The organism is Candidatus Pantoea formicae (genome assembly GCF_011752625.1).
In the GTDB taxonomy this organism is placed as follows: Bacteria; Pseudomonadota; Gammaproteobacteria; order Enterobacterales; family Enterobacteriaceae; genus Pantoea; species Pantoea formicae.
On record NZ_VWXD01000007.1, the window covers coordinates 47,210 to 71,646 of the forward strand.

Annotated in this window: 23 protein-coding genes; 16 read left to right on the top strand and 7 right to left on the bottom strand. The window is 55.0% G+C overall.

The features are described from left to right. Positions 1-16: 16 nt before the first annotated feature. A complete protein-coding gene (locus F3J38_RS19170; RefSeq protein ID WP_167141004.1) occupies positions 17-193 on the bottom strand; it encodes a hypothetical protein in 177 nt (58 codons plus the stop codon). Positions 194-426: 233 nt separating this feature from the next. On the opposite strand from F3J38_RS19170, the gene dnaA reads away from it, so the two are divergent. The 15 genes from dnaA to F3J38_RS19245 all read left to right on the top strand — a co-directional run bounded on the left by dnaA (position 427) and on the right by F3J38_RS19245 (position 19,115). Further along, the gene (dnaA, locus tag F3J38_RS19175; RefSeq protein ID WP_167141005.1) at positions 427-1,827 is read left to right on the top strand and encodes a chromosomal replication initiator protein DnaA; all 1,401 of its coding nucleotides are present in this window, start codon (positions 427-429) and stop codon (positions 1,825-1,827) included. A gap of 5 nt (positions 1,828-1,832) precedes the next feature. After that, positions 1,833-2,933 carry a DNA polymerase III subunit beta gene (dnaN, locus tag F3J38_RS19180; RefSeq protein WP_084932845.1) on the top strand — a complete coding sequence of 367 codons (1,101 nt, stop codon included), beginning with the start codon at positions 1,833-1,835 and terminating at the stop codon, positions 2,931-2,933. Positions 2,934-3,112: 179 nt separating this feature from the next. Further along, positions 3,113-4,198, top strand: a complete 1,086-nt coding sequence (recF, locus tag F3J38_RS19185) for a DNA replication/repair protein RecF (RefSeq protein ID WP_167141006.1) — start codon at positions 3,113-3,115, stop codon at positions 4,196-4,198. A 17-nt stretch (positions 4,199-4,215) separates the two neighbouring features. Beyond that, positions 4,216-6,624 carry a DNA topoisomerase (ATP-hydrolyzing) subunit B gene (gene gyrB / locus F3J38_RS19190; protein WP_167141007.1) on the top strand — a complete coding sequence of 803 codons (2,409 nt, stop codon included), beginning with the start codon at positions 4,216-4,218 and terminating at the stop codon, positions 6,622-6,624. Between the two features lie 195 nt (positions 6,625-6,819). Then, positions 6,820-8,016, top strand: coding sequence for a PfkB family carbohydrate kinase (locus tag F3J38_RS19195; RefSeq protein ID WP_167141008.1), 1,197 nt, complete (start codon positions 6,820-6,822; stop codon positions 8,014-8,016). 44 nt (positions 8,017-8,060) lie between these two features. Then, a complete protein-coding gene (locus tag F3J38_RS19200; RefSeq protein ID WP_167141010.1) occupies positions 8,061-8,984 on the top strand; it encodes a dihydrodipicolinate synthase family protein in 924 nt (307 codons plus the stop codon). 73 nt (positions 8,985-9,057) lie between these two features. Beyond that, positions 9,058-9,552, top strand: coding sequence for a NanQ anomerase/TabA/YiaL family protein (locus F3J38_RS19205; protein WP_167141012.1), 495 nt, complete (start codon positions 9,058-9,060; stop codon positions 9,550-9,552). Further along, positions 9,549-10,838 (top strand): MFS transporter, encoded by a 1,290-nt coding sequence (locus tag F3J38_RS19210; RefSeq protein ID WP_167141014.1) that lies wholly within the window; start codon positions 9,549-9,551, stop codon positions 10,836-10,838. Before F3J38_RS19205 ends, F3J38_RS19210 begins: the two co-directional genes overlap by 4 nt. 88 nt (positions 10,839-10,926) lie before the next feature. Beyond that, on the top strand, positions 10,927-11,736 hold the full coding sequence (yidA, locus tag F3J38_RS19215; RefSeq protein WP_167141016.1) for a sugar-phosphatase: 810 nt from the start codon (positions 10,927-10,929) through the stop codon (positions 11,734-11,736). A gap of 453 nt (positions 11,737-12,189) precedes the next feature. Further along, positions 12,190-12,888, top strand: coding sequence for a FadR/GntR family transcriptional regulator (locus tag F3J38_RS19220; RefSeq protein ID WP_167141018.1), 699 nt, complete (start codon positions 12,190-12,192; stop codon positions 12,886-12,888). Further along, positions 12,885-13,760, top strand: coding sequence for a 2-dehydro-3-deoxygalactonokinase (locus tag F3J38_RS19225; protein ID WP_167141020.1), 876 nt, complete (start codon positions 12,885-12,887; stop codon positions 13,758-13,760). Before F3J38_RS19220 ends, F3J38_RS19225 begins: the two co-directional genes overlap by 4 nt. Further along, on the top strand, positions 13,744-14,361 hold the full coding sequence (locus F3J38_RS19230; protein WP_167141022.1) for a 2-dehydro-3-deoxy-6-phosphogalactonate aldolase: 618 nt from the start codon (positions 13,744-13,746) through the stop codon (positions 14,359-14,361). Before F3J38_RS19225 ends, F3J38_RS19230 begins: the two co-directional genes overlap by 17 nt. Beyond that, complete coding sequence (gene dgoD / locus F3J38_RS19235) at positions 14,358-15,506, top strand: galactonate dehydratase (RefSeq protein ID WP_084932873.1); 1,149 nt, start codon at positions 14,358-14,360, stop codon at positions 15,504-15,506. Before F3J38_RS19230 ends, dgoD begins: the two co-directional genes overlap by 4 nt. A 296-nt stretch (positions 15,507-15,802) precedes the next feature. After that, positions 15,803-17,095 (top strand): MFS transporter, encoded by a 1,293-nt coding sequence (locus F3J38_RS19240; RefSeq protein ID WP_034829994.1) that lies wholly within the window; start codon positions 15,803-15,805, stop codon positions 17,093-17,095. A gap of 757 nt (positions 17,096-17,852) precedes the next feature. Beyond that, positions 17,853-19,115 (top strand): YidR family protein, encoded by a 1,263-nt coding sequence (locus F3J38_RS19245; protein ID WP_167141024.1) that lies wholly within the window; start codon positions 17,853-17,855, stop codon positions 19,113-19,115. On the opposite strand, the gene F3J38_RS19250 is transcribed toward F3J38_RS19245, so the two are convergent. Continuing rightward, a complete protein-coding gene (locus tag F3J38_RS19250; RefSeq protein ID WP_167141026.1) occupies positions 19,093-19,440 on the bottom strand; it encodes a YceK/YidQ family lipoprotein in 348 nt (115 codons plus the stop codon). The two genes, F3J38_RS19245 and F3J38_RS19250, sit on opposite strands and share 23 nt — an antisense overlap. A gap of 277 nt (positions 19,441-19,717) precedes the next feature. Between F3J38_RS19250 and ibpA the strand changes: the two genes are divergently transcribed. Next, complete coding sequence (gene ibpA, locus F3J38_RS19255; RefSeq protein WP_100701655.1) at positions 19,718-20,134, top strand: small heat shock chaperone IbpA; 417 nt, start codon at positions 19,718-19,720, stop codon at positions 20,132-20,134. Between the two features lie 57 nt (positions 20,135-20,191). On the opposite strand, the gene F3J38_RS19260 is transcribed toward ibpA, so the two are convergent. The 5 genes from F3J38_RS19260 to F3J38_RS19280 are packed head-to-tail and all read right to left on the bottom strand — an operon-like array spanning position 20,192 to position 24,427. Continuing rightward, on the bottom strand, positions 20,192-21,097 hold the full coding sequence (locus tag F3J38_RS19260; RefSeq protein WP_167141028.1) for an EamA family transporter: 906 nt from the start codon (positions 21,095-21,097) through the stop codon (positions 20,192-20,194). A gap of 20 nt (positions 21,098-21,117) precedes the next feature. Then, a complete protein-coding gene (locus tag F3J38_RS19265; RefSeq protein WP_167141030.1) occupies positions 21,118-21,618 on the bottom strand; it encodes a YbaK/EbsC family protein in 501 nt (166 codons plus the stop codon). Between the two features lie 27 nt (positions 21,619-21,645). Continuing rightward, complete coding sequence (locus tag F3J38_RS19270; protein ID WP_167141032.1) at positions 21,646-22,446, bottom strand: 2OG-Fe(II)-dependent halogenase WelO5 family protein; 801 nt, start codon at positions 22,444-22,446, stop codon at positions 21,646-21,648. 5 nt (positions 22,447-22,451) lie between these two features. After that, on the bottom strand, positions 22,452-23,162 hold the full coding sequence (locus tag F3J38_RS19275) for a class II glutamine amidotransferase (protein WP_167141033.1): 711 nt from the start codon (positions 23,160-23,162) through the stop codon (positions 22,452-22,454). Further along, positions 23,150-24,427 (bottom strand): ATP-grasp domain-containing protein, encoded by a 1,278-nt coding sequence (locus F3J38_RS19280; protein WP_167141035.1) that lies wholly within the window; start codon positions 24,425-24,427, stop codon positions 23,150-23,152. Before F3J38_RS19280 ends, F3J38_RS19275 begins: the two co-directional genes overlap by 13 nt. Positions 24,428-24,437: the final 10 nt, after the last annotated feature.

Consider the following 24,437-nt stretch of genomic DNA (forward strand, 5'->3'; position numbering starts at 1 on the left):
TCCGGGCATCAAGGCTTCACGCAATAATGCCGGGTGGGGAATTATACGGCCTATAGGGCAAAGCGCAAGGATCGCGCAGGATCTTCTTGCGATCAATTTGCAGGTTTATTGCGCGGAAACGAGAGGCGACCAGAAAAATTGCCTCTTTCAGCGAGATCTCCGCTCGCTTTTTCCGCAGAAAGCGTAAACTCATTAGCGCTTCGGCAGCCTGTGGATAAATTGGATCAAAACTGTGTAGAAAGGGAAGATCTCTGAGCCGCTTTGCGCTATGATCCGCCCTTCCGCTGACGATCCTCAACTGCGATCGCCGGGGATGACTACCGCGCATAGCGGTCGCAGGCGCTTTCTGATCGCCTGTGTCAAAAAAGACAGTTTCTATTATTAGCGCCTGAAATTCTTATCGATTTTGTACGAGTGGAGTCCGCCGTGTCACTTACGCTTTGGCAACAGTGTCTTGCCCGTTTGCAGGATGAGCTTCCTGCCACCGAATTCAGCATGTGGATTCGTCCGCTGCAGGCTGAATTGAACGACAATACGCTGACCTTGTATGCACCAAATCGGTTTGTACTCGACTGGGTTCGGGATAAATATCTCAATAGTATCAATGGGCTGCTGAATGAATTCTGCGGTGCGAATGTGCCGTTGTTGCGTTTTGAAGTGGGTACGCGTCCGACTGCGCAGGTCGCCGCGAGCCAGCCTGCCATGGCAAGCTACAGCACGCCCGCGCCGGTTGAAAACCGTCCTGCGCCTGCACAAATTTTGCGTCCGAGCTGGGATTCAGTACCTGCACCCGCAGACGTGACCTACCGCTCCAATGTGAACAACCGCCATAACTTTGACAACTTCGTTGAAGGTAAATCTAACCAGCTGGCACGCGCGGCGGCCCGTCAGGTGGCGGATAATCCTGGTGGCGCTTACAACCCGCTGTTCCTTTATGGTGGCACCGGCTTGGGGAAAACCCACCTGCTGCATGCGGTCGGCAATGGCATTATTGCGCGCAAGCCGAATGCTAAAGTGGTTTACATGCACTCCGAGCGTTTTGTGCAGGACATGGTAAAAGCGCTGCAAAACAATGCGATTGAAGAGTTTAAGCGTTATTACCGCTCCGTCGATGCGCTGTTGATCGATGACATTCAGTTCTTTGCCAATAAAGAGCGCTCGCAGGAAGAGTTCTTCCATACCTTTAATGCGCTGCTGGAAGGCAACCAACAGATCATTCTGACCTCGGATCGCTACCCGAAAGAGATCAATGGCGTAGAAGATCGTCTGAAATCGCGCTTTGGCTGGGGCTTAACCGTTGCGATCGAGCCGCCCGAGCTGGAAACACGCGTGGCGATCCTGATGAAGAAAGCGGATGAAAACGATATTCGCCTGCCGGGCGAAGTCGCCTTCTTTATTGCTAAGCGTCTGCGTTCTAATGTGCGTGAGTTGGAAGGGGCGCTGAACCGCGTCATCGCCAATGCCAATTTTACCGGCCGCGCCATTACGATTGATTTCGTCCGTGAAGCGCTACGCGATCTGCTGGCGTTGCAGGAAAAGCTTGTCACTATCGACAATATTCAAAAGACGGTGGCCGAGTACTACAAAATTAAAGTGGCGGATTTGCTGTCGAAGCGTCGTTCACGCTCAGTGGCACGTCCGCGTCAGATGGCAATGGCAATGGCGAAAGAGCTAACCAACCATAGTCTGCCGGAAATTGGTGATGCGTTTGGTGGCCGCGACCATACCACCGTGCTCCACGCCTGCCGCAAAATCGAGCAGTTGCGCGAAGAGAGCCACGACATCAAAGAAGATTTTTCTAACCTCATTCGAACCCTATCTTCCTGACGCATATGAAATTTATTGTAGAACGTGAGCAGTTGCTGAAACCACTGCAACAGGTGAGTGGCCCGCTGGGTGGACGCCCAACTTTGCCGATCCTCGGAAACTTACTGCTGCAGGTCAGCGAAGGTTCGCTGCGGCTGACGGGCACCGATTTGGAAATGGAAATGGTGGCGCGCGTTGCCTTGACGCAGCCGCATGAGCCCGGTGCGACAACCGTTCCTGCCCGCAAATTCCTCGATATTTGCCGCGGCCTACCGGAAGGCGCTGAAATCAGCCTGACGCTGGAAGGTGACAGAATGCTGGTGCGTTCTGGCCGCAGTCGTTTTTCATTATCGACGCTGCCCGCCACGGACTTCCCGAATCTGGATGACTGGCAGAGCGAGGTGGAGTTCACCTTGCCGCAGGCCACGCTGAAGCGTCTGATCGAAGCGACTCAGTTCTCGATGGCGCATCAGGATGTGCGTTACTACCTTAACGGCATGCTGTTTGAGACCGAAGGTGAAGAGTTGCGCACCGTCGCCACCGATGGACACCGCCTGGCGGTGTGTTCTATGCCTATTGGTCAGGCATTGCCTAACCATTCGGTGATCGTGCCACGTAAAGGTGTGATTGAGCTGGTGCGTCTGCTTGATGGCGGCGAAACCCCGCTGCAGGTGCAAATTGGTAGCAGCAATATTCGTGCGCACGTCGGTGACTTTATCTTCACCTCCAAGCTGGTTGATGGCCGTTTCCCGGATTATCGCCGCGTATTGCCGAAGAACCCGGATAAAGCGCTAGAAGCCGGTTGCGATCTGCTGAAGCAAGCATTTGCCCGTGCAGCGATTCTCTCCAATGAGAAATTCCGCGGTGTTCGCATCTATATCACCGAGAATCAGCTCAAAATCACCGCCAATAACCCTGAACAGGAAGAAGCGGAAGAGATGCTGGATGTGTCGTATAGCGGCACTGAACTGGAGATCGGCTTTAACGTGAGTTACGTGCTGGATGTGCTCAATGCGCTGAAGTGCGAGAACGTGCGTTTGCTGCTGACTGATTCGGTTTCGAGTGTGCAAATCGAAGACGTTGCCAGCCCAGCAGCGGCATACGTAGTCATGCCAATGCGCTTGTGATCGTCTAGCGGGCTAACTTACTCGCTATTTTGCCCCCGGGCAGTGCTCGTCCCTGGTCACATACTTCAGTATGCTCCCAGGGCCTGCGCGCTGGCCGTGTGCAAACTAGCTTCGCCGTTAACGCCCTGGATTGCAGGGTTAGGTGAAAAACACTTCTTAATGCGCAGCTGGATTCGTTCATGGCTTTAACCCGCCTCCTGATTAAAGATTTCCGTAATATTGAGCAGGCCGATCTCATTTTGGCGCCGGGCTTTAATTTTCTTGTGGGTGCTAACGGCAGCGGAAAAACCAGTGTGCTCGAGGCGATCTACACCCTCGGACATGGCCGCGCGTTTCGCAGTTTGCAGGCTGGACGCGTGATTCGTCACGATCAGGACGCCTTTGTGCTGCACGGGCGTATTGAAGGCAGCGAGCGAGAGTTGGCCGTTGGGCTGACCAAAAACCGTGCGGGCGACAGCAAGGTGCGCATCCACGGCAGCGATGGCCACAAAGTCGCGGAACTCGCGCAGCTGTTGCCGATGCAGTTGATTACCCCCGAGGGGTTTACTTTGCTCAACGGCGGCCCCAAATACCGTAGAGCCTATGTTGATTGGGGATGCTTCCACTCTGCGCCAGGTTTTTTCAATGCTTGGAATAACTTGCGGCGCTTGATGAAACAGCGCAATGCCGCATTGCGACAAGTTTCGCGCTACAGCCAGATCCGCCCATGGGATCAAGAATTAGTGCCTTTGGCCGAACAAATTAGCCAGTGGCGCGCCGAGTACAGTGCGGCGATCTCCAAAGAGATCATCGCTACCTGCAGTCAATTTTTACCAGAGTTTGAGTTGTCGTTTTCTTTCCAACGTGGTTGGGATAAAGAGAGCGATTTTGCCGAACTGCTGGAACGCAATTTCGAGCGCGATCGCGCGCTCACCTACACCGCCAGCGGCCCGCACAAAGCGGATTTTCGCATTCGTGCAGAAGGCACGCCGGTGGAAGATTTACTCTCACGCGGTCAATTAAAGCTGCTGATGTGTGCCCTGCGTTTAGCGCAGGGCGAATATCTGACGCGCAGCAGCGGACGTCGCTGTTTGTACCTGATTGATGACTTTGCTTCGGAGCTGGACGATTCGCGTCGTCGGCTGCTTGCCGAGCGACTGAAAGCCACGCAGGCTCAGGTGTTTGTCAGTGCCATTGGTGTCGAACATGTAATCGACATGAGTGACGAAAAGGGCAAGATGTTCCGCGTGGAACAGGGTAAAATAGCGGTTCAACCTGAAGATTAAATGAGCGAGAAACGTTGATGTCGAATTCTTATGACTCCTCAAGTATCAAAGTTCTTAAAGGGCTTGATGCGGTACGCAAACGCCCGGGCATGTACATCGGCGATACGGATGACGGCACCGGTCTGCATCACATGGTATTCGAGGTCGTGGATAACGCAATCGACGAAGCGCTCGCGGGTCACTGTAGTGACATTGTAGTGACCATCCATGCGGACAATTCTGTGTCTGTTCAGGATGATGGCCGTGGTATTCCGACCGGCATTCACCCGGAAGAGGGTGTATCTGCGGCGGAAGTGATCATGACCGTCCTGCACGCCGGCGGTAAATTCGACGATAACTCGTATAAAGTGTCTGGTGGTCTGCACGGCGTAGGTGTTTCAGTGGTTAACGCCCTGTCGCAGAAACTGGAGCTGACGATTCGCCGTGAAGGTAAAGTGCATCAGCAGATTTACCAGCACGGTGTGCCACAGGCACCGCTGGCCGTATCCGGTGATACCGAAGCCACCGGTACGCGCGTCCGCTTCTGGCCGAGTTATGAAACCTTCACCAACGTGATCGAATTCGAATACGACATCCTGGCTAAACGCCTGCGTGAACTGTCGTTCCTGAACTCGGGCGTGTCGATCCGTCTGGAAGACAAGCGTGACGGCAAGAGCGACCACTTCCACTATGAGGGCGGTATCAAAGCGTTCGTTGAGTATCTCAACAAGAACAAAACCCCAATTCACCCGACGGTGTTCTATTTCTCTAATGAGAAAGACGGTATCGGCGTGGAAGTGGCGTTGCAGTGGAATGACGGTTTCCAGGAAAACATCTACTGCTTTACCAACAACATTCCACAGCGCGATGGTGGTACGCACCTGGCCGGCTTCCGTGCGGCAATGACGCGTACGCTGAACGCCTACATGGATAAAGAAGGCTACAGCAAAAAAGCCAAAGTGAGCGCCACCGGTGATGATGCGCGTGAAGGCCTGATTGCTGTGGTGTCGGTGAAAGTGCCAGATCCGAAGTTCTCCTCACAGACCAAAGACAAGCTGGTCTCTTCTGAGGTGAAATCGGCGGTTGAGCAGCAGATGAACGAACTGCTGAGCGAATACCTGCTGGAAAACCCGTCAGACGCGAAAATCGTGGTTGGCAAAATTATTGATGCCGCGCGTGCACGTGAAGCGGCACGCCGTGCACGTGAAATGACCCGTCGTAAAGGCGCGCTGGACTTGGCTGGTCTGCCGGGCAAGCTGGCGGATTGCCAGGAACGTGACCCTGCGCTGTCTGAAATTTACCTTGTGGAAGGGGACTCAGCGGGCGGCTCTGCGAAGCAGGGACGTAACCGTAAGAACCAGGCGATCCTGCCGTTGAAAGGTAAAATCCTCAACGTAGAGAAAGCGCGTTTCGACAAGATGCTCTCTTCCCAAGAAGTGGCTACGCTGATCACCGCACTCGGCTGTGGTATCGGACGCGACGAATATAACCCGGACAAACTGCGTTATCACAGCATCATCATCATGACCGATGCCGACGTCGATGGCTCGCACATCCGTACGCTGCTGTTGACCTTCTTCTACCGTCAGATGCCGGAAATCGTCGAGCGTGGTCATGTTTATATTGCTCAGCCGCCACTGTACAAAGTGAAGAAAGGCAAGCAAGAACAGTACATTAAAGATGACGAAGCGATGGATCAGTACCAGATCGCTATCGCGCTTGATGGTGCAACGCTGCATACCAACGCCAGTGCCCCGGCGCTGGGCGGCCAGCCGCTGGAAAATCTGGTGAGTGATTTCAACAGCACCCAGCGCATGATCAAGCGTATGGAACGCCGCTTCCCAACGGCAATGCTGCGTGGCCTGATCTACCATCCAACCCTGAGCGATCTCAGCAATGAGGCCGCGGTTAAAGGCTGGATTGAAGGTTTAGTCGCATACCTGACCGAGCGCGAAGCGCACGGCAGCAGCTATATGGCCCACGTGCGCACCAACAGCGAACTGAACGTGTTCGAACCGGTATTGCGTGTGCGTACGCACGGCGTTGATACCGACTATCCGATGGATAGCGAGTTCATTGATGGACCGGAATATCGCAAAATCTGTGGTCTGGGCGAGCAACTGCGCGGCCTGATTGAAGAAGATGCGTTTATCGAACGTGGCGATCGCCGTCAGCCAGTGACCAGCTTCGAGCAGGCGATTGAGTGGCTGGTGAAAGAGTCGCGCCGTGGTCTGTCAGTCCAGCGCTATAAAGGTCTGGGCGAAATGAACCCAGAGCAGCTGTGGGAAACCACCATGGATCCAGACAGCCGCCGCATGCTGCGCGTTACCATCAAAGATGCCATCGCAGCTGACCAACTGTTCACGACGCTGATGGGCGATGCAGTTGAACCGCGCCGTGCCTTCATTGAAGAGAACGCGCTGAAAGCGGCCAACATCGATATCTAATCTGTTCAACCCTTCCCAATCGGGAAGGGTTTTTTATTCCCCGCATTTTGCTATTCTCCTGACAATCTTTTTTTTCCTTAAAAAACATCTGCGTTAGTTTTTGTTTGCTTCCGTTTTTCCCCGAGTGCTGAGATCCGTATCACTTTCATAAACCGCCGTCTCCCTTACGCTTGCGTGCGAAGCGGAGGAGAGCGCATGTTTTTGGAAGAACGACGTAGCCAGATTTTGCAGTGGCTGGATGAACACGAGCGCGTCACGGTGAATGGGCTGGCTAGTCAGCTTGGTGTGACACGGGAAACCATTCGCACCGATCTCAGCGCATTGGCGCAGCAGGGATTAGTGCAGCGCTGCTATGGCGGTGCCATTGCGTTACGCCGCAACATGCAGGAAAAACTGATCAGCGAAAGCGGTAACTTTGAGGTGTTATTACAGCGCCTTCAGTCACGCAAAGCATCGGGAAAGTCGTCAGGAAAGCAGGGGAAAGTCTGCATTCTCGGTGCGTTTAACGTTGATATCGTGGCGAAAGTGGCGCGCTTTCCGCAAAGTGGCGAATCGCTGATGGCACTCGGGAGCACCCTGGGACCGGGCGGCAAAGGGGCTAACCAGGCGATGGCGGCCAGTTGTGCCGGCACTCGCGTCCATTTTGTGGCCAAAGTGGGGACTGACCAGTTCAGCCAGTTCGCGTTCGATCATCTGTCAGCATCCGACATTCACTCTTTCCGTCTCTACCAAACAGACACCGAACCCACCGGCAGCGCCATCATTTACGTCTCGCAGGAAAATGGCGAGAACATGATTGCGATCTACTCGGGTGCTAATAAAACCGTCACCGATGAAGAAATTGCCGAACTCACGCACGAATTAACCGATGCGGATGTGATGTTGCTGCAGTTGGAGAACAACTTTGAGGCCACCCGCAGCGCCATCCGGCTCGCTCACACTTTAGGCGTGCGCGTCATCATGAACCCTGCACCGTTTTCCGCTGACGTGGTGAGCTGCTTGCCGATGATTGATGTCCTCACGCCGAACGAAACGGAAGCTTCGCGCCTGTCTGGGATTGAAATCCTTGACCTGCCGAGTGCGCGTGCAGCCGCGCAGGCGATTGTCGCGCTAGGTGCAAGGCGCGTGATCATCACCATGGGATCGCGCGGCGCGCTGCTGTTTGATAACCAACAATTCCACCATATTCCGGCTTTTCCAGCGTTCAGTGTTGATACCACGGGTGCAGGGGATGCCTTCAATGGCGCGCTGGCTGCGGCATTAGCCCAGGGTCAAAGTCTGCTACAGGCCGCGACCTGGGCATCGGCCTTCGCTTCGCTGGCAGTAGAGCGAGAAGGGGCCAGCAACATGCCCGACCGTCAGCAGGTGCTGACCCGACTTCAACAACGATAAACCCAATAATGAATCACAGCGGTTCTCCGCTGGCAGGAGAGATGATGAAAAAGATTGAAGGCATTGTACCGGTCATGTTGACCCCGTTTACCCCGGATAACCAGATTGATTATCCCGGCCTGGAAAAGTTGATCGGCTGGTATTTGCAAGAGGGTGTCGATGCACTGTTCGCGGTGTGTCAGTCGAGCGAGATGCAGTATCTCAGCCTTGAAGAACGCGTTGAGCTGGCACGCTTTGTGGTAGAAAAAGTACAGGGGCGTGTTCCGGTGATCGCCTCTGGTCATATCAGCGACGACCTGACCGAACAAACCACCGAGCTGCAAGCCATGGCCAAAACCGGCATTGATGCGCTGGTGCTGGTGACCAATCATCTTGATCCGAAGAATCAAGGTAGCGAAACATTTTATGCTCACATCAACCATCTGCTGGAGGCATTGCCAGTCGATTTACCGCTAGGTCTGTATGAGTGCCCGGCACCTTATCGCCGCCTGTTAACGGATGACGAGTTCAGCTTCTGTGCTAACAGCGGTCGTTTCGTGGTGCTGAAAGATGTGAGTTGTGATCTGCCTACCGTTGAGCGTCGCGTCAAGCTGGCAGAAGGCACGCCGCTGGCGGTCATCAATGCGAATGCCGCGATTGCCTGGCCGGCGATGCAGGCAGGTTCAAAAGGTTTCAGTGGCGTGTTCACCAATTTCCATCCGGGCCTGTATCACTGGCTGTATCACCAAGGTTCACAGCAGCCGGATAAAGCCCATGAACTGTCTCTGTTCCTGTCCCTGAGCGCGGTGACCGAGACCCTCGGCTATCCGAAAAACGCCAAAATCTATCACCAGCGCCTCGGTACTTTTGCTAGCGAGCACTGCCGTGTGAACAAAGATGACGTGCTGGAAAAATTCTGGGGTTTGAGCGTACTGCTCGATCAAATCCGAGATGGCAGCGCGTTGTGGCAGCCGCGCGTAGCCAAATAAATCCTCTGAAGGGAGGATGTTTATCCTCCCGCTGTACCTGAACCCACTAACGATAACGACACGGGAAAACATCATGATTGTATGCGATCGACTGGACTGGCCGCGCGAGCGCCACGCTTTTCATCCCATAGTTGACCAGGCTATTCGCTGGATTGCGGAGACCGATTTCAGCCAGCTGGAAGCAGGGAAATACGATTTACTGCCCAACAACCAGATGTTCTGTCTGGTGCAGGAAATGGAGACTGAGCCGGCAAGTGCACGCCGTGCCGAGTCGCATTTTAACTATGTTGATATCCAATATTTACTGGAAGGACGTGAGAATATCGGTGTGGCACGTGCCCATCCGCAGCACGTCATTACTGAAGATTTGCGCAGTGAGCGCGATGTGGTGTTTTATCAGGACACCATTGATGAGTCGATGATTACGCTGACGCCAGGCCAGTTTGCGCTGTTTTTCCCGCACGATGTTCATCGTCCGTGCTGTGCCGCGCCCGAAGTACAGCGCATTCGCAAAGCGGTGATTAAAATCCATCTCGACTTGTTCTCTGCCCCGCAGGAGGCGTCATGAAACCCTCCGCGCATACGTTATCTGACGCGACCCTCGCGCCAACCACGGCGGTAAGCAAACTGCGTTGGGGCATTGTGTTGCTTTTACTGTTGGCGGCGGTGGTTAACTACCTTGATCGCGCCAACCTCAGCATCGCCAACACCACCATTGCTGCCGAGTTTGGCTTCTCGCAAACCGAAATGGGACTGTTACTGTCGGCGTTTCTCTGGCCTTATGCGCTGGCGAACCTCCCTGCTGGCTGGTTAGTCGATAAGTTTGGCCCAAAGCGCATGTTTTCATGGGCGCTGGGACTGTGGTCGACCTTTACCGTGCTGGCATCCTTTGTGAATAGCTACAGCTTCTTCTATGGCTTACGCATGATGTTGGGTATTGCCGAATCACCCTTTTTCACCTCAGGCATCAAGATCACCCATCGCTGGTTTGGTGATAACGAACGTGGATTACCCACGGCGATCATCAATACCGGCTCGCAAATCGCCAATGCGATTGCGCCACCGATTCTCACCGTATTGTTGCTGACATTGGGCTGGCGCGGCATGTTTGTTGCGATTGGCTTAATGGGCATTCCTTTGCTGCTGGCATGGTGGAAGTTTTACCGCGACCCGAATGCGCGTGAAGATGCGTTGTTGCACGCAGGTCATCGCAGCGTGGCAACGGCGGATGAGAAAGCGCAGTCCAGCTGGGGTGCCTTGTTCCGCCATAGCACCACCTGGTTTATGGTGATCGGCAACTTCTCCATCATGTTTACCATCTGGGTTTATCTCACCTGGCTGCCGGGCTATCTGGAAAAATCCTTGGGCTTCAGCCTAAAAGCAACCGGTTGGATCGCCTCCATTCCCTTCTTCGCCGGGATATTAGGGGTGCTGGTGGGCGGCATGTTGTCCGATCGCCTGGTGCGCCGCGGCGTTCGTGCGATTACCGCGCGTAAAGTGCCGATTGTGACCGGTGCGGCGCTGGCAGCTTGCTTTGTGGCACCGATTCCGTTTGTCGATAGCACGCCATTAGCGATTGGTTTGCTGGCGATGGGCTACTTCTGCTCGCAGATGCCACAAGGGGCACTTTGGACGCTGGCCAGTGATATTGCACCAAAATCTCAAGTGGCTTCATTGGGTGCGATTCAGAACTTTGGTGGCTTCCTGGGTGCGGCAATGGCACCGATTGTCACCGGCATCATCCTTGATACCACCGGCAAATTTACCAATGTCTTCTTGCTGGGGGCGGGTTTGCTGATGCTGGGCGCGTTGAGCTATGGCTTGTTTGTGCGTAAGCCGCTTGCCGTAAAATAGCCTGAAGTGCCGTCCATCGTCGATTAACTGGTCAATGTGAGCTGAATCGCGCTAGCATTAAACAAACTCTGACTTAACCGAGGATGTTATGGCGATAAAATTGATTGCGATCGATATGGACGGCACGCTACTTAACCCGCAGCACGAGGTCACGGCAGCTGTAAAATCGGCGATTGGGCGTGCGCGGGATAAAGGGGTTTCCATTGTGCTGGCAACCGGTCGCCCTTTAGTCGGCATCGAGCGCTATCTGATGGAACTCGATATGCAGCAGCCTGGCCAGTATTGCATCAGCAACAACGGCGCTTTGGTTCATAGCGCGGTTAACGGTGATGTCGTGGCTGAAAAGACGCTGAGCTTTGATGACTATCTCTACATTGAACAGCTGGCGCGCGACCTCGGCGTGCATTTCCAGGCGTTCGACAAATCCTTCCTCTACACGCCAAACAAAGACATCAGCGAATACACCATCCATGAAGCCAGCCTGACCGGCATTCCAGTGCGTTACCGTGCGGTGGAGGAGATGGACCCCGCCACGCGCTTCCCGAAACTGATGATGATCGACAAGCCACATCTGTTGGATAAGGCGATTGCTGGCCTGCCTGCGCGCGCCCGTGATAGCTACACCATCCTGAAAAGCGCACCTTATTACCTGGAAATTCTCAATCCGCTGGTCAACAAAGGCTACGGCGTGAAAATGCTGGCCGATAAACTGGGTCTGCAGCAGTCGGAAGTGATGGCAATTGGCGATCAGGAAAACGATCTGGCGATGATTGAATATGCTGGAACCGGCGTAGCGATGGGCAATGCGATTGATTCGGTAAAAAGCATTGCGCAGTTCGTGACGAAAACCAATATGGAAGATGGTGTCGCCCACGCTATTGAAGAGTTAGTGCTGTAATCCTTTCTGTTGCGGGCAGCGCGCTGCTGTCCGCCTCTCTGAGTTCATCCCTCAAATGCCGACTGATCGCCATAAATGGCGACACGACGAATGATTGTTCCGATTCCCGTAAAGCATGTCTTCATACTCCAAAAGGGATGAACCAGCGAACGATCAGTCCCGTTTCCACCCGGTGCGCATTGCTACACCATCAATGATCACCCAACGAGGTTGCCCCTGAGTTTCTGCCGAGTGCGCACTGATCCGTCATAAGTGATGCCCCAACCCACACTTAGATCGATTTCGTCGGGTGCACATTTATGCGCCGATGGATTGTCTATTATGTGATCCAGATTGTAGTACAACTTGATATGTTGGTACTACAATCTGCGTCATGGCGTGAGGTGGTGGTTAGTTTTCACGTGTCGAAAGCAGTAATCTGGTGAGCGACCGTCTTTCACTGAATGGAACATCATGACGCAAGAACAATTAAGCAAAACCGAGCGCATCATCCTGACGCTGGGTGAAGAAATTGTCGCAGGGAAGTATGTGCCAGGTGCTGCGTTGCCCGCCGAAGCGGAGTTGTGTGAGCGCTTTGGCACCTCGCGCAACATTATCCGCGAAGTGTTTCGCTCGCTGATGGCAAAGCGGCTAATGGAGATGAAGCGCTATCGTGGCGCTTTCGTCACCTCGCGCAATCAGTGGAATTACCTCGATAGTGATGTACTGCAGTGGGCGCTGGCGCACGACCAAGATCCAAGGCTGATTGCTGCGATGAGCGAAGTGCGCGTGCTGGTGGAGCCCCAAATTGCACGCTGGTCGGCTGAACGCGCGACCTCAACCGATTTGGCGGCGATTGAACAGGCTTATAACGACATGGTTGCTCATCATCTCGATCGTGAAGCGTTCAATGAGGCAGATATCCGCTACCACGAAGCAGTGCTGGCCTCGGTGCACAATCCGGTACTGCAGCAGCTTAATGTGGCGATCAGTCAATTGCAGAAAGCGGTGTTTGCGAAAACCTATATGGCGGATTCCGGCAACATGCCGCGCACCTTAGCCGAACACAAAGCGCTATTCGATGCCATTCGTCATCAGGATGGCGACGCGGCGGAACAGGCGGCAAAAGCGATGATCGCCAGCTCCACCGCCCGACTCAAGGAGATTATGTGACCAGCTATATCGCGATTGATTGGGGCTCGACCAATTTACGTGCCTGGCATTATCAGCAAGGCAACTGTGTTGAGGAGCGCCGTTCAGAAGCGGGCGTCACGCGTCTTGGCGGGCGCACGCCAGCAGAGGTATTTGCCAGTGTGACTGACGGCTGGCCAGTGAACGATGTCCCGGTGGTGATGGCGGGTATGGTCGGCAGTAATGCAGGCTGGCTTGCGGTGCCTTATTTGGGCTGTCCGGTGGCGCTGGACCAACTCAGCAGCCGCCTGACCCGCGTTGAAGATAAAGCATGGATCGTGCCGGGATTGAGCGTCGAACGCGCTGACAACTACAACGTGATGCGTGGGGAAGAGACGCAACTGCTGGGTGCCTTCGAGCTGCAACCTGCAACGCAGTATGTGATGCCTGGCACGCATGCTAAGTGGGTGCAGGTAGATCAACAGCGTGTGCAGGATTTCCGCACGGTGATGACGGGCGAACTGCATCATCTGCTGCTGAAACAGTCGCTAATCGGTGCGGGTTTACCCGAACAGGAAGAGAGTCCCGCCGCTTTCCGTGAGGGCTTAGCGGTCGGCAGCCACGACGCATCGATCCTTTCCCGGCTGTTCGAAGTGCGCGCTTCTCATGTGTTGGGCGCGCGCGATCGCCGCCATATCAGCGATTTTCTATCCGGCCTGTTGATTGGTCATGAAGTGGCGCTGATGACGCAACAAGCGGATCGCAGCCAACCGATCATCATTATTGCCGGGAACGCGCTGGCTCAGCGTTATCAGCAGGCGCTGAAGTTTATCGGTGTGGATTCAATCACGCTGGAAGGCGATCGTGCGTTCCAGCATGGAATAAGGAGTATTGCAGATGACCTGGCAAACTAAGCTGCCGTTGATCGCTATCTTACGCGGCATCACGCCAGAAGAGGCAGAAGCGCATGTGGGCGCACTGATTGATGCGGGTTTTGATGCTATCGAGATCCCGCTGAACTCACCGGAATGGGCCAAAAGCATTGGTGCGATGGTGCAGACTTTCGGCGATAAAGCGCTGATTGGTGCGGGCACTGTGCTGAATCCGGCGCAGGTCGATGAGCTGGCCACGCTCAACAGCAAGCTGGTGGTGACGCCGAATACCGATGCGGCAGTGATCCGTCAGGCCGTGGCGCAAGGGATGATTGTTGCTGCGGGTTGCGCCACCGCCACTGAAGCCTTCACCGCACTTCAGGCGGGCGCCCAGGCGCTGAAAATCTTCCCATCGTCGGCGTTTGGTCCGGGCTACATCAAGGCCTTGAAAGCGGTGCTGCCGCCGGAAGTGCCGGTGTTTGCGGTGGGCGGCGTGACGCCAGAAAACTTGCATGAATTTATGGCCGCAGGCTGCATTGGCGCAGGCTTGGGCAGCGATCTTTATCGTGCTGGCCAGCCGCTGTCACGCACTGTGGAGAAAGCTCGCGCATTTATTGCTGCTTATAAGGATGCTGTACGATGAAAATTACCAAACTGACCACTTATCGCCTGCCGCCGCGCTGGATGTTCCTGAAAATCGAAACCGACGAAGGCATCGTTGGCTGGGGCGAACCGGTGATTGAAGGGCGTGCGCGCAGCGTCGAAGCGGCCGTGCATGAGCTGTCGGAATATCTGATTGGTCAGGACCCGGCACGCATCAACGACTTGTGGCAGGTGATGTATCGCGGTGGATTCTATCGCGGCGGTCCGATTCTGATGAGCGCTATTGCCGGTATCGATCAGGCATTGTGGGATATCAAAGGCAAGGCGCTGGGCGTGCCGGTGTATCAGCTGCTCGGTGGCCTGGTGCGTGACAGCATCAAGGCTTACAGTTGGGTGGGGGGCGATCGCCCGGAAGAAGTGGTCGATGGCATCAAGAAACTGCGCAAGATTGGCTTCGACACCTTCAAGCTGAATGGCTGCGAAGAGATGGGCATTATCGATAATGCGCGCAAAGTGGATGCTGCAGTGAACACCGTGGCACAGATTCGCGAAGCCTTTGGTAAAGAGATTGAGTTCGGCCTCGATTTCCACGGTCGCGTCAGTGCGCCAATGGCCAAAGTGCTGATTAAAGAGCTGGAGCCATATCGTCCGCTGTTTATTGAAGAACCGGTGCTGGCGGAGCAGGCGGAATACTATCCGCGCCTGGCGGCGCAAACCCATATTCCGATTGCGGCGGGCGAACGCATGTTCTCGCGCTTCGAGTTCAAACGTGTGCTGGAAGCGGGCGGCCTGGCGATTCTGCAACCGGATCTGTCGCATGCGGGCGGTATCACCGAGTGCTACAAAATTGCCGCAATGGCGGAGTCCTATGATGTGGCGCTGGCACCGCACTGTCCACTCGGCCCAATCGCACTCGCTGCCTGCCTGCACGTCGATTTCGTGTCACGCAACGCGGTGTTCCAGGAGCAGAGTATGGGCATTCACTATAATCAGGGTGCTGAACTGCTGGATTACGTCATCAATAAAGATGATTTCAAAATGGATGATGGTCACTTCTATCCGCTAAATAAACCGGGCCTCGGCGTGGAAATTAACGAAGAGCTGGTGATTGAAAGAAGTAAAAATGCACCGGACTGGCGCAATCCATTATGGCGTTTCCCAGACGGATCGGTCGCTGAGTGGTAATACCCGCCATACTTCAATTTGTAGATGCGTTGGCTGCGCTCATTCAATTTGAGTAAGCGCTGGGGAGTGTATTCTCTTGCCGCCATTCTGCACGTCGAATTATTTAGGGTTTAAGAATTAATAAAATCTTTTAGATAAAGATATGCCGGTGAAATAAGGCATAGGGCCTCGCTCAGCCTTATCCCGGCAGATGACATTTACCGCCTGTGCGGTTTTACCTTCACTATCCTTACCCTGCATTTGTAGCGGCGTGCTTCGTCACGCCTGAACTACAAACAAGATTACGGAGAAACACCATGGATCTCTCTGCTGTTCAGGCCAAACCAACCCGGCGTCGTTATATTACGCTGTTGATGATTTTTATTACGGTAGTGATTTGTTACGTCGACCGCGCTAATTTAGCGGTGGCCTCTGCCCATATTCAGGAAGAGTTCGGTATCAGCAAAGCGGAGATGGGATATGTCTTCTCCGCCTTTGCCTGGTTATATACCCTGTGCCAGATCCCGGGCGGTTGGTTCCTTGACCGCGTCGGTTCCCGCTTGACCTATTTTATTGCCATCTTCGGCTGGTCGGTCGCCACCTTATTCCAGGGCTTTGCCAGCGGATTATTATCGCTGATTGGCTTGCGTGCGATTACCGGTATTTTCGAAGCGCCCGCGTTCCCGACCAACAATCGCTTGGTCACCAGCTGGTTCCCCGAGCAGGAGCGCGCCTCCGCTGTCGGCTTTTATACCTCCGGTCAGTTTGTCGGTCTCGCTTTTCTGACGCCTTTGCTGATCTGGATTCAGGAACTGCTGAGCTGGCACTGGGTGTTCATCATCACAGGCGGTATCGGCATCATCTGGTCGCTGGTGTGGATCAAGTTTTATCAAGCCCCAAGCCAGAGCAAAGGCATCAACCAGGCGGAACTGGACTATATCCGTGAAGGGGGTGCGATGGTGGACGGCGATGCACCTGCGGCGAAAAAAACGCGCACCAAACTCACCGCAGCCGACTGGAAACTGGTGTTCCATCGCAAGCTGTGCGGCGTGTACCTTGGGCAATTCGCTGTTACCTCCACGCTATGGTTCTTCCTGACCTGGTTCCCGAACTACCTGACACAGGAAAAACACATCTCTGCGCTCACGGCCGGTTTTATGACGACCGTGCCGTTCTTGGCTGCCTTCTTTGGCGTGATTCTTTCTGGCATCGTGGCCGACCGCCTGGTGCGCAGCGGGCGTTCCCTTGGTTTTGCGCGTAAAACGCCGATTATCTGCGGATTGCTGATCTCTACCTGCATCATGGGAGCTAACTATACCAACGATCCGGTATGGATTATGACGCTGATGGCCATCGCATTCTTTGGCAACGGTTTTGCCTCCATCACCTGGTCGCTGGTGTCCTCACTGGCACCGGTGCGTCTGATTGGATTGACCGGTGGGATGTTCAACTTTATCGGCGGATTGGGCGGTATTACTGTGCCGCTGGTGGTGGGCTATCTGGCGCAGGATTACGGCTTTGCCCCGGCGCTGGTGTATATCTCTGCCGTGGCGTTGGTCGGTGCGTTGTCGTATATCCTGTTGGTCGGGGATGTAAAACGCGTGGGGTGATTGCCAAACTACATGGGTTATTTGCAGGGTCGCCATTTATGGCGTAATGCTTGTCAGTTAAGCATTAGGTGATAACGCAGTCTGGTGCCGCTCTGGGGCTGGCTGTCCTCGCGCCGCTCACGCGGTACCTTCACTTCACTCTTCAGCCTGACGGACCGGCGCAGACGGGACTTTCCCTGTCCCGGCTGCACCTTTCGCCAGCATCCATGCTGGCTCTCCTGGCTTCCTCATTCCGTTCAGCGCTGCGAAATGCCATCCCCAGAGCGGCACCAGCCTGCTTGCTAACATCCCTGTACGCTGTTTGATAGGGCACGATGACTCAGGCGATAGCGCTTTTTCTGCCACAAAGGGCACATTGTCTGAGGCCACAGCGCCTCTGCTGCTGCAACGGGCTATTCGCAGCGCTGAGGCGGAGACGTTGTGCCAGGAGCCAGTCGCAGGGATGCGACAGGCAGTTCGGGTAGGCCAGGACGGCCGTACCCGAACGTTCCGGCCGGCACGACGTTGCAGCCGAGGGCACCGCGAAGCGGCGCGAGGACGGCCCGGCAGCAGCAGAGGTGCTGGGGCCCGCACTAACATGCCCACCTGCGCATAATAAAAAAGGCCGCCATTTTAAGAAAATGACAGCCTCACCTGAAGAGCCCCTTAACTGACAAGCATTACGCCATTTATGGCGGCCTTGTGAATGGCAAACTTGCTGCACCCCCTCTCATAATCGCGTAATTTGTTCGGCAACTGTTGGATGTAAGGTTGCCTCATGTCAGAAAAACAACTCACCTTTGCACAGCGTCACCATCAACTTACCAATATCAACGTCTGGACCGCCGATAGCCAGTGGCTGGCGTTTGACGTTCGCCCGTCGGGGGCTTCTTTTACCAGCTTGACCATCGAACGCGTCAACGTGCAGAGCGGTGCGGTCGAAGTGCTGTATCAGGCCCGCGAGGGGGCGCACGTTGGTGTTGTCACCGTTAGTCCAGATCTGCCGCCGCGCTATGTCTGTATCCATGGCCCGGAGCATCCCGATGCACACTGGCACTATGATTTTCATCACCGCCGTGGCGTGATCGTGCAGCAGGGCCATGCCGAGAATCTCGATGCCTGTGACATCACCGCGCCCTACACGGCGGGTGCCTTGCGTGGCGGTTCACATGTTCACGTCTTTAGCCCAGACGGATCGCGCCTCAGTTTTACCTATAACGACCATGTGATGCATGAGAAAGATGCGCGTGACGATCTGCGTAACGTGGGCGTAGCGGTACCGCTGCATCCGGTGTGCCCGCCTAAGCAGCATCCCCGCGAGTATGATGGCAGCCATTACTGCGTATTGGTAAGCCAAACCACGCGCGACCCGCTGCCGGGCAGCGATCAGATTGACCGCGCTTATGAAGAGGGCTGGATTGGCGATCGCGGTTATCAGAAACCCGATGGCAGTTGGCAGCGCTGGGCGCTGGCCTTTATTGGCGATACCCGCGCCGCGAACGGTGACAAAGTCCCCGAAGTGTTTGTAGTGGATCTGCCAGAGGCATCCGGTGATTACGCGAAAGCAGGCGCATCACCGTTGCAAGGCACAGCGGATAAACTGCCTGCGCCACCGGCGGGTGTGCAGCAGCGCCGGGTTACGTACAGCAAAGGATTGGCATTGCAGCCCCGCCATTGGCTGCGCGCCTCACCAGACGGTAGCGTCATCGCTTTTCTGCTGACAGACGATCAGGGTGTCGTGCAGCTGTGGAGCGTTTCGCCAAACGGTGGCGTACCGCGTCAGATTACCCAGCTCAGCAGCAGCATTCAGTCGGCATTCAGCTGGCAGCCGTCAGGCGAGGCAATCACCTTTATTTGCGATAACAGCGTGATGCGCTGTGATGTGGCGACTGGGCACTGTACGCGTTTAACAAAACGCAGCGACCAGCCACCTTCCGGTGATGCGGTAGTGTGGTCACCGGACGGCAAACAGATCGCCTATATGCGGGAAATTGAGGGCTGGCGTCAGCTGTTCTGCGTCAGTGCGACGTCGAAGGCATAGCAGCGGCAGTCGCCAGGCTGGCATCGGTGCCAGCCATTTTTTCACTCTGCAGCACACGGTCATGCGCCGAATTATTGTCAGAACGAAAGTAATCCCACGGCAACAGAATCGTATCTAACACCGCTGAAAACGGCAGATCGATGGCCGCCAGTGGCTTGATCGCCCAACTGGTATTATCGTCGGCAATCATATCTGCGCTGGCACGCGTGCCGGGGTAATAGCCTTGGCTGGCGCCAGTGTGAGTCATGACGCTGGAGCAACCCGAAGTAGTCAAGACGCCACAGACCAGCAGGCCCGTGAGCGGAAAGCTTTTCATCATTTTCATTTCATCATCCCTACAGCCATCACCTCTGGCTGGAGTGTGTCTCCTGCAGCAGCAAAGCTCTGTGGCGATGTCGTGCGATGCAGGCGAAGAATTCCTGAGTGTATGCTATTTCGTCAAAATTGCTGCAAAAAAATACGTATTGCCCTTGAAAGCGATTAAAGCGCACCCATTTTTACCTCAGGGTCGCGTTGCTGTTGCCGACAGGGACAGCAGCGGGCCTCACAACCTGTCCATGGTGGAAGGTTGCCAAAACTTGCTGATTTTCAGGAGTCTTTTTATGCGTAACTTTGATCTCACTCCGCTTTATCGTTCTGCAATTGGTTTCGACCGTCTGTTTAGCCTGCTTGAGTCCAATCAGAACCAGGCCAATGGTGGCTATCCTCCTTACAATGTCGAGCTGGTGGATGAAAACCACTATCGCATCACCATTGCCGTTGCGGGCTTTGCCCAGAGCGAGTTAGATATCACCTCACACGACAACGTGCTGGTTATTCGCGGCGCGCATCCTGAAGAGCAACCGGAGCGCAAATACCTGTATCAGGGTATCGCCGAGCGTAATTTTGAGCGCAAATTCCAGCTGGCCGATCACATCGTGGTGCGCGATGCGCGTCTCGAACTGGGCCTGTTAAGCATCGATCTGGAACGCATCGTTCCTGAAGAGGCGAAACCGCGCCGGATTGAAATCCTTAACTAAGGATGTTGTGTTGAGAAGTGAAACGCCGCAGAAATGCGGCGTTTTTGTTTCTGCAGATCAGGTCCGTACCCATAATCGCTGGCTCACCATGCCACCAAACACATTCACCAGCAGGCCGAGAATAATGACCGACGCCCCAATGATTTCTTGTGCAGACAGGGTTTCGTCCAGAACGAGTACGGCACTCAGGATGCCAACGACGGGCACCAGCAGTGACAGCGGTGCCACACGCCAGGTCTCATAGCGACTGAGCAGATTACCCCAAATCGCATAGCCGACGATGGTGGCAACAAACGCGAGATAAATCAGTGCCAGTACCGTCTGCAAAGAGATGTTGAGCAAATTGGTGACGATCTGAGTCTCACCATCAAACCACCATGAGCAGGCGAAAAACGGCACCACCGGTACCAGTGCACTCCAGACCACCAGAGACATCACCGGCACGTTACGATTTCGCAAAATGATCTTGTTGGTGATATTGCCTAAGCCCCATGACAGTGCTGCTGCCAGCGTCAACATCATGGTCGTCAGGGTAATGCCTGCCGTGGTCTGGCCTTCCATGCCCGCGCTGGCCAACATAAACATGCCAAGTGTCGCCACCAGAATCCCGGCGATGTGGTTCCAACGCAGCTTCTCCGCCAGAAACAAGGCACCCAGTAACAGGGTAAAGAATGCCTGCGCTTGTAAAACCAATGAAGCCAGTCCGGCTGGCATTCCGAGCTTGATCGCCAGGAACAGGAAGGCGAACTGACCAAAACTGATGGTCATGCCGTAGACCACCAGCCAGTGCAGTGGGATCTGCGGGCGCTTCACAAAGAAAATCGCGGGAAACGCCACCAGCGCAAAGCGCAGTCCCGCCAGTAAAAACGGTGGCATGTCATGCAGACCCAATTTGATCACCACAAAGTTCACACCCCACGCCACCACCACACACAGCGCTAACATCATATCTTTGACTGACATACTCGTTCCTTACAGCCGCTTCAGGCAGTTGCCGTCATCGGAGTGGCGATGTCTGCACAACAGTCATCGCCGACAACACGAAAGAAATCATCCACATTCAGCGCCACAGAGCGCTCCAACGCGCCTGCGTTAAACCACAGCGTGCCGACATCACGTAGGCGCGCATCGACGCGCAGCGCCAGCCGGTCATCAAAACTAAAGGGTGGCACCGCACCCATCACGCACTGCGTTAACTCCTGAGCTTTCTCAGGTGCAGCAAAGCTCGACTTCTTGCCACCGATGGCGCGCGCGGCGCTTTTGAAGTTGATCTTGCAGTCGCCCGGCACAATCGCCAGCAGGTAACGCGCATCGGCACCGTCAGGCATGGTCACTTCCAGCACCATCGCTTTGGCGGCCTGATTCAGATCGTTGCCGCGAATGGCGCTGATCACATCGGTCTGGCCGATGGCCTCATGCTCCACCACGCGATATTCCGCGTGGTGTTGATCCAGCAGGGCGGTGATTTTTTCATAGGTATTCATGTTGATCTCCTCGTCGAAGGCCTGGGATTAGCTCCAGGCAATGGCGTGCTTCATTTTTTTGTCGGTCAGGCCAAAGAAAAAGCCCATAGTGATGCGCGTGTCGCCTTCCACGCGATCAATCTCGTGATAAAAAGCAGGATTAAACAGATAGATATCGCCGCTGCGGGGGGAGAACTCACATGCCTCGCTTTGCTCAATCACGCCGGTTTGATATCCAAGTTCACCCGGCGTTTTGAAGCGCTCATCAATCGGCTCCCACTTCTTATTGAAGATGCGCAGCTCACCACCTGCATCGCACTCTTGCAAGCAGACCACGCAGCTCAGTTGATGCAGGATGTTGGTCACGGCCAAACCACTGCCAGCGGCATCGCGCACGATGTTGTCGTTATGCAGTGGGTTGGCAACGCCATTAGCGTGAAAGCGTACAATCGAACCGGCGTAATCGCCCAACTCTGGCTCCCTGGCCGTTTGCAGGCTCTCCAGACGCAGAGAGTGTTTCACCCAGTTGTAGACCTGATCGCGTAGGCAGTGCAGCGAAGGGGGCAACGCAGGCTGAATATCACGCAGTTCGGTGAAATAATTTTCTGGCGCGCGGGTGTGCTTGGCCAAATAGGGGCCGAGAGTGGTCAGTGCCCCGTTAGGGTAGTGCGAGACGCGCACCTCTTGGCGGCACTGTTGCAAATCATTGACCACTGCTTCGCGCACTTCAGGCGTCAGAAAATTGCGCAGCACCAGCAGCGGTACGCGCGCTGTGACAATGTCATCCAGCCAGGCACTTTCGACAAACATCTTAGGATTGATAACGCGTATCTGATTGAAAATGGCCATGCTGATCACTCCCCAAATGGAAATTCATGAAGTTCATGGTTGTTCATACGGTGCCAGTCAGACGCCGTGCCCAGTGCTGTAATAGGTTCAGAAGAGATAATAGTGGTGCTGTTGTTATGCAGACGGTGCAGCGTGAAATAGTTGGGATAAGGGGTGTCATCGGGATGCCACTGCCACGCCCAAGCCTTATCGCGCGTCACAAAAATGGCATTGGCGGCACTGCCGCCCGGTGCCACACGGGCCATTTTTTCACGCAGATAATCACGCGTGAAATCAGCGGGGGTGGCTTGGTCAACGATATATTCCAGATATTCGGCAGAGTCGAAACGCGACTCGGCCATCCCTAATTGTGCGTACACAGTGGGCAAAAAACCGTTGTGCATCATGTACCACTGCGTTGCACCGCTGGTGCGCCATAGCGGATGGGAAAACTCGATACCCTGATTTTTGCTGAGCGTAGCGTGGCGTACATGTACCGCCAAAAAACGACTGTGGCGCAGGCGGTCCACATCAATGCCGGGCAACGCATCGGCGAAAGTGCCTGTGCCGTGCAGGGTGCGAATATGCCCCTGTTCCCGCCACAAACATCCCCAGCCGTTAGGATGTTGCTTGATTGGCCCCTCATGCGTGGCGGTTTCGCCACAACTCATGGCGCGTGCGGCATCGAGCACCGCCGCGGCATCAAACTGGCCGTGTGCCAGAATCATTCTGCACATAGTAAATCTCTCCGTGAAACCAAAGCGGGAACGTCGAGGATGTGATGGAACACCGCCAGCACCTCGTCACGGCTGTCAGCGGCGAGGCGGAAGGTAGCGAGAATCCCGGCATGGCGAGTAAGGTCGGAATAGAGTGAGGATCGCGGTGATACCTCAAACGTCGGCAGATTGAGTGGCGGCAGCAGTTGGCCGCGCTGGTGCTGCGCGATCCAGCGCTCTGCGGCGTCATGCTGCAAACGCTGACGCAGACGCAAGCGCCCAATGGCTTGGGATTGCGGCGAGAAGTGTAGCCGAGGCAAGCCTTTCCCCGCTTCAATCTGAAACGCCACATCGGCCCAGTTGATGCCGGTGACTTCCTGTACCAGATTCACCACCCCCATGCCTGATAAGCGGAAGCCCATTTCCAGGAAGTGCGGTTCACCGTTCACCATAATAAAATCGATGTGAAATGCGCCCTGACGATAACCTAATGTTTCACAACAGAAATTCATCAGGCTGGCAAACGCGGCCGGCAGATGCTGTGCTGACGTTGCCACATGGCCAGATTCGTAGAAGCTGATACAGCCGTCACTGTCGATATGGTGCTCGATCACCTTCTGGCAGCAGGTCAGCGCCATCGCATGGCCGTTATCCACGACACCCTGTAGCGAGTATTCATCACCCGCGAGCCAGCTTTCGACAATAAAGCCACTAAAGCCGCGTCCGCCATAGTTTACGGTGTCCACCAGTTTGGCGATCACCGCATCCAACTGGCTGGCCTCTTCCACCAGCCAGATACCCAGCCCCCCACCGCCATCAACCGGTTTGATCACGCACGGATAGAGCAGCGCATTGCGCGCATCTCGGATGCTAAGCGGCGAGGCAAAGAAGCGGAACTCCGGCTGGGGAAAGCGTGGCCAGGCTTTACGCAAGGCCATGCGCTGTGCGTACTTATCCGGCGGAATAAAGCAAGGTCCGGCATCCGGCCCGGCCAGCAGTTCGCGTACGCGACCGGCGCTGGCGTTGTAGGCTTCAAAGCCTGCCAGCACCACCTGAGGATGTTCCAGTAAGCCCGCGCGCAGACAGGCTTGTAACACATCCCACGGATTTTCCGGGCGATCGAGACGCACAATCAGATCGAACGGCAGCTGAATGCTTAAGCTTTGATAGTCGACAAAGTCGCCCATCTCCGCCAGCACGGTAAAATAGCCCTCACGTTTTGCCACCGCACAGTACGGATTTTGCCCGTCACGGGTGGCGCCAATCTGCAGGAAAATCTTTCTCATCGCGTCGCCT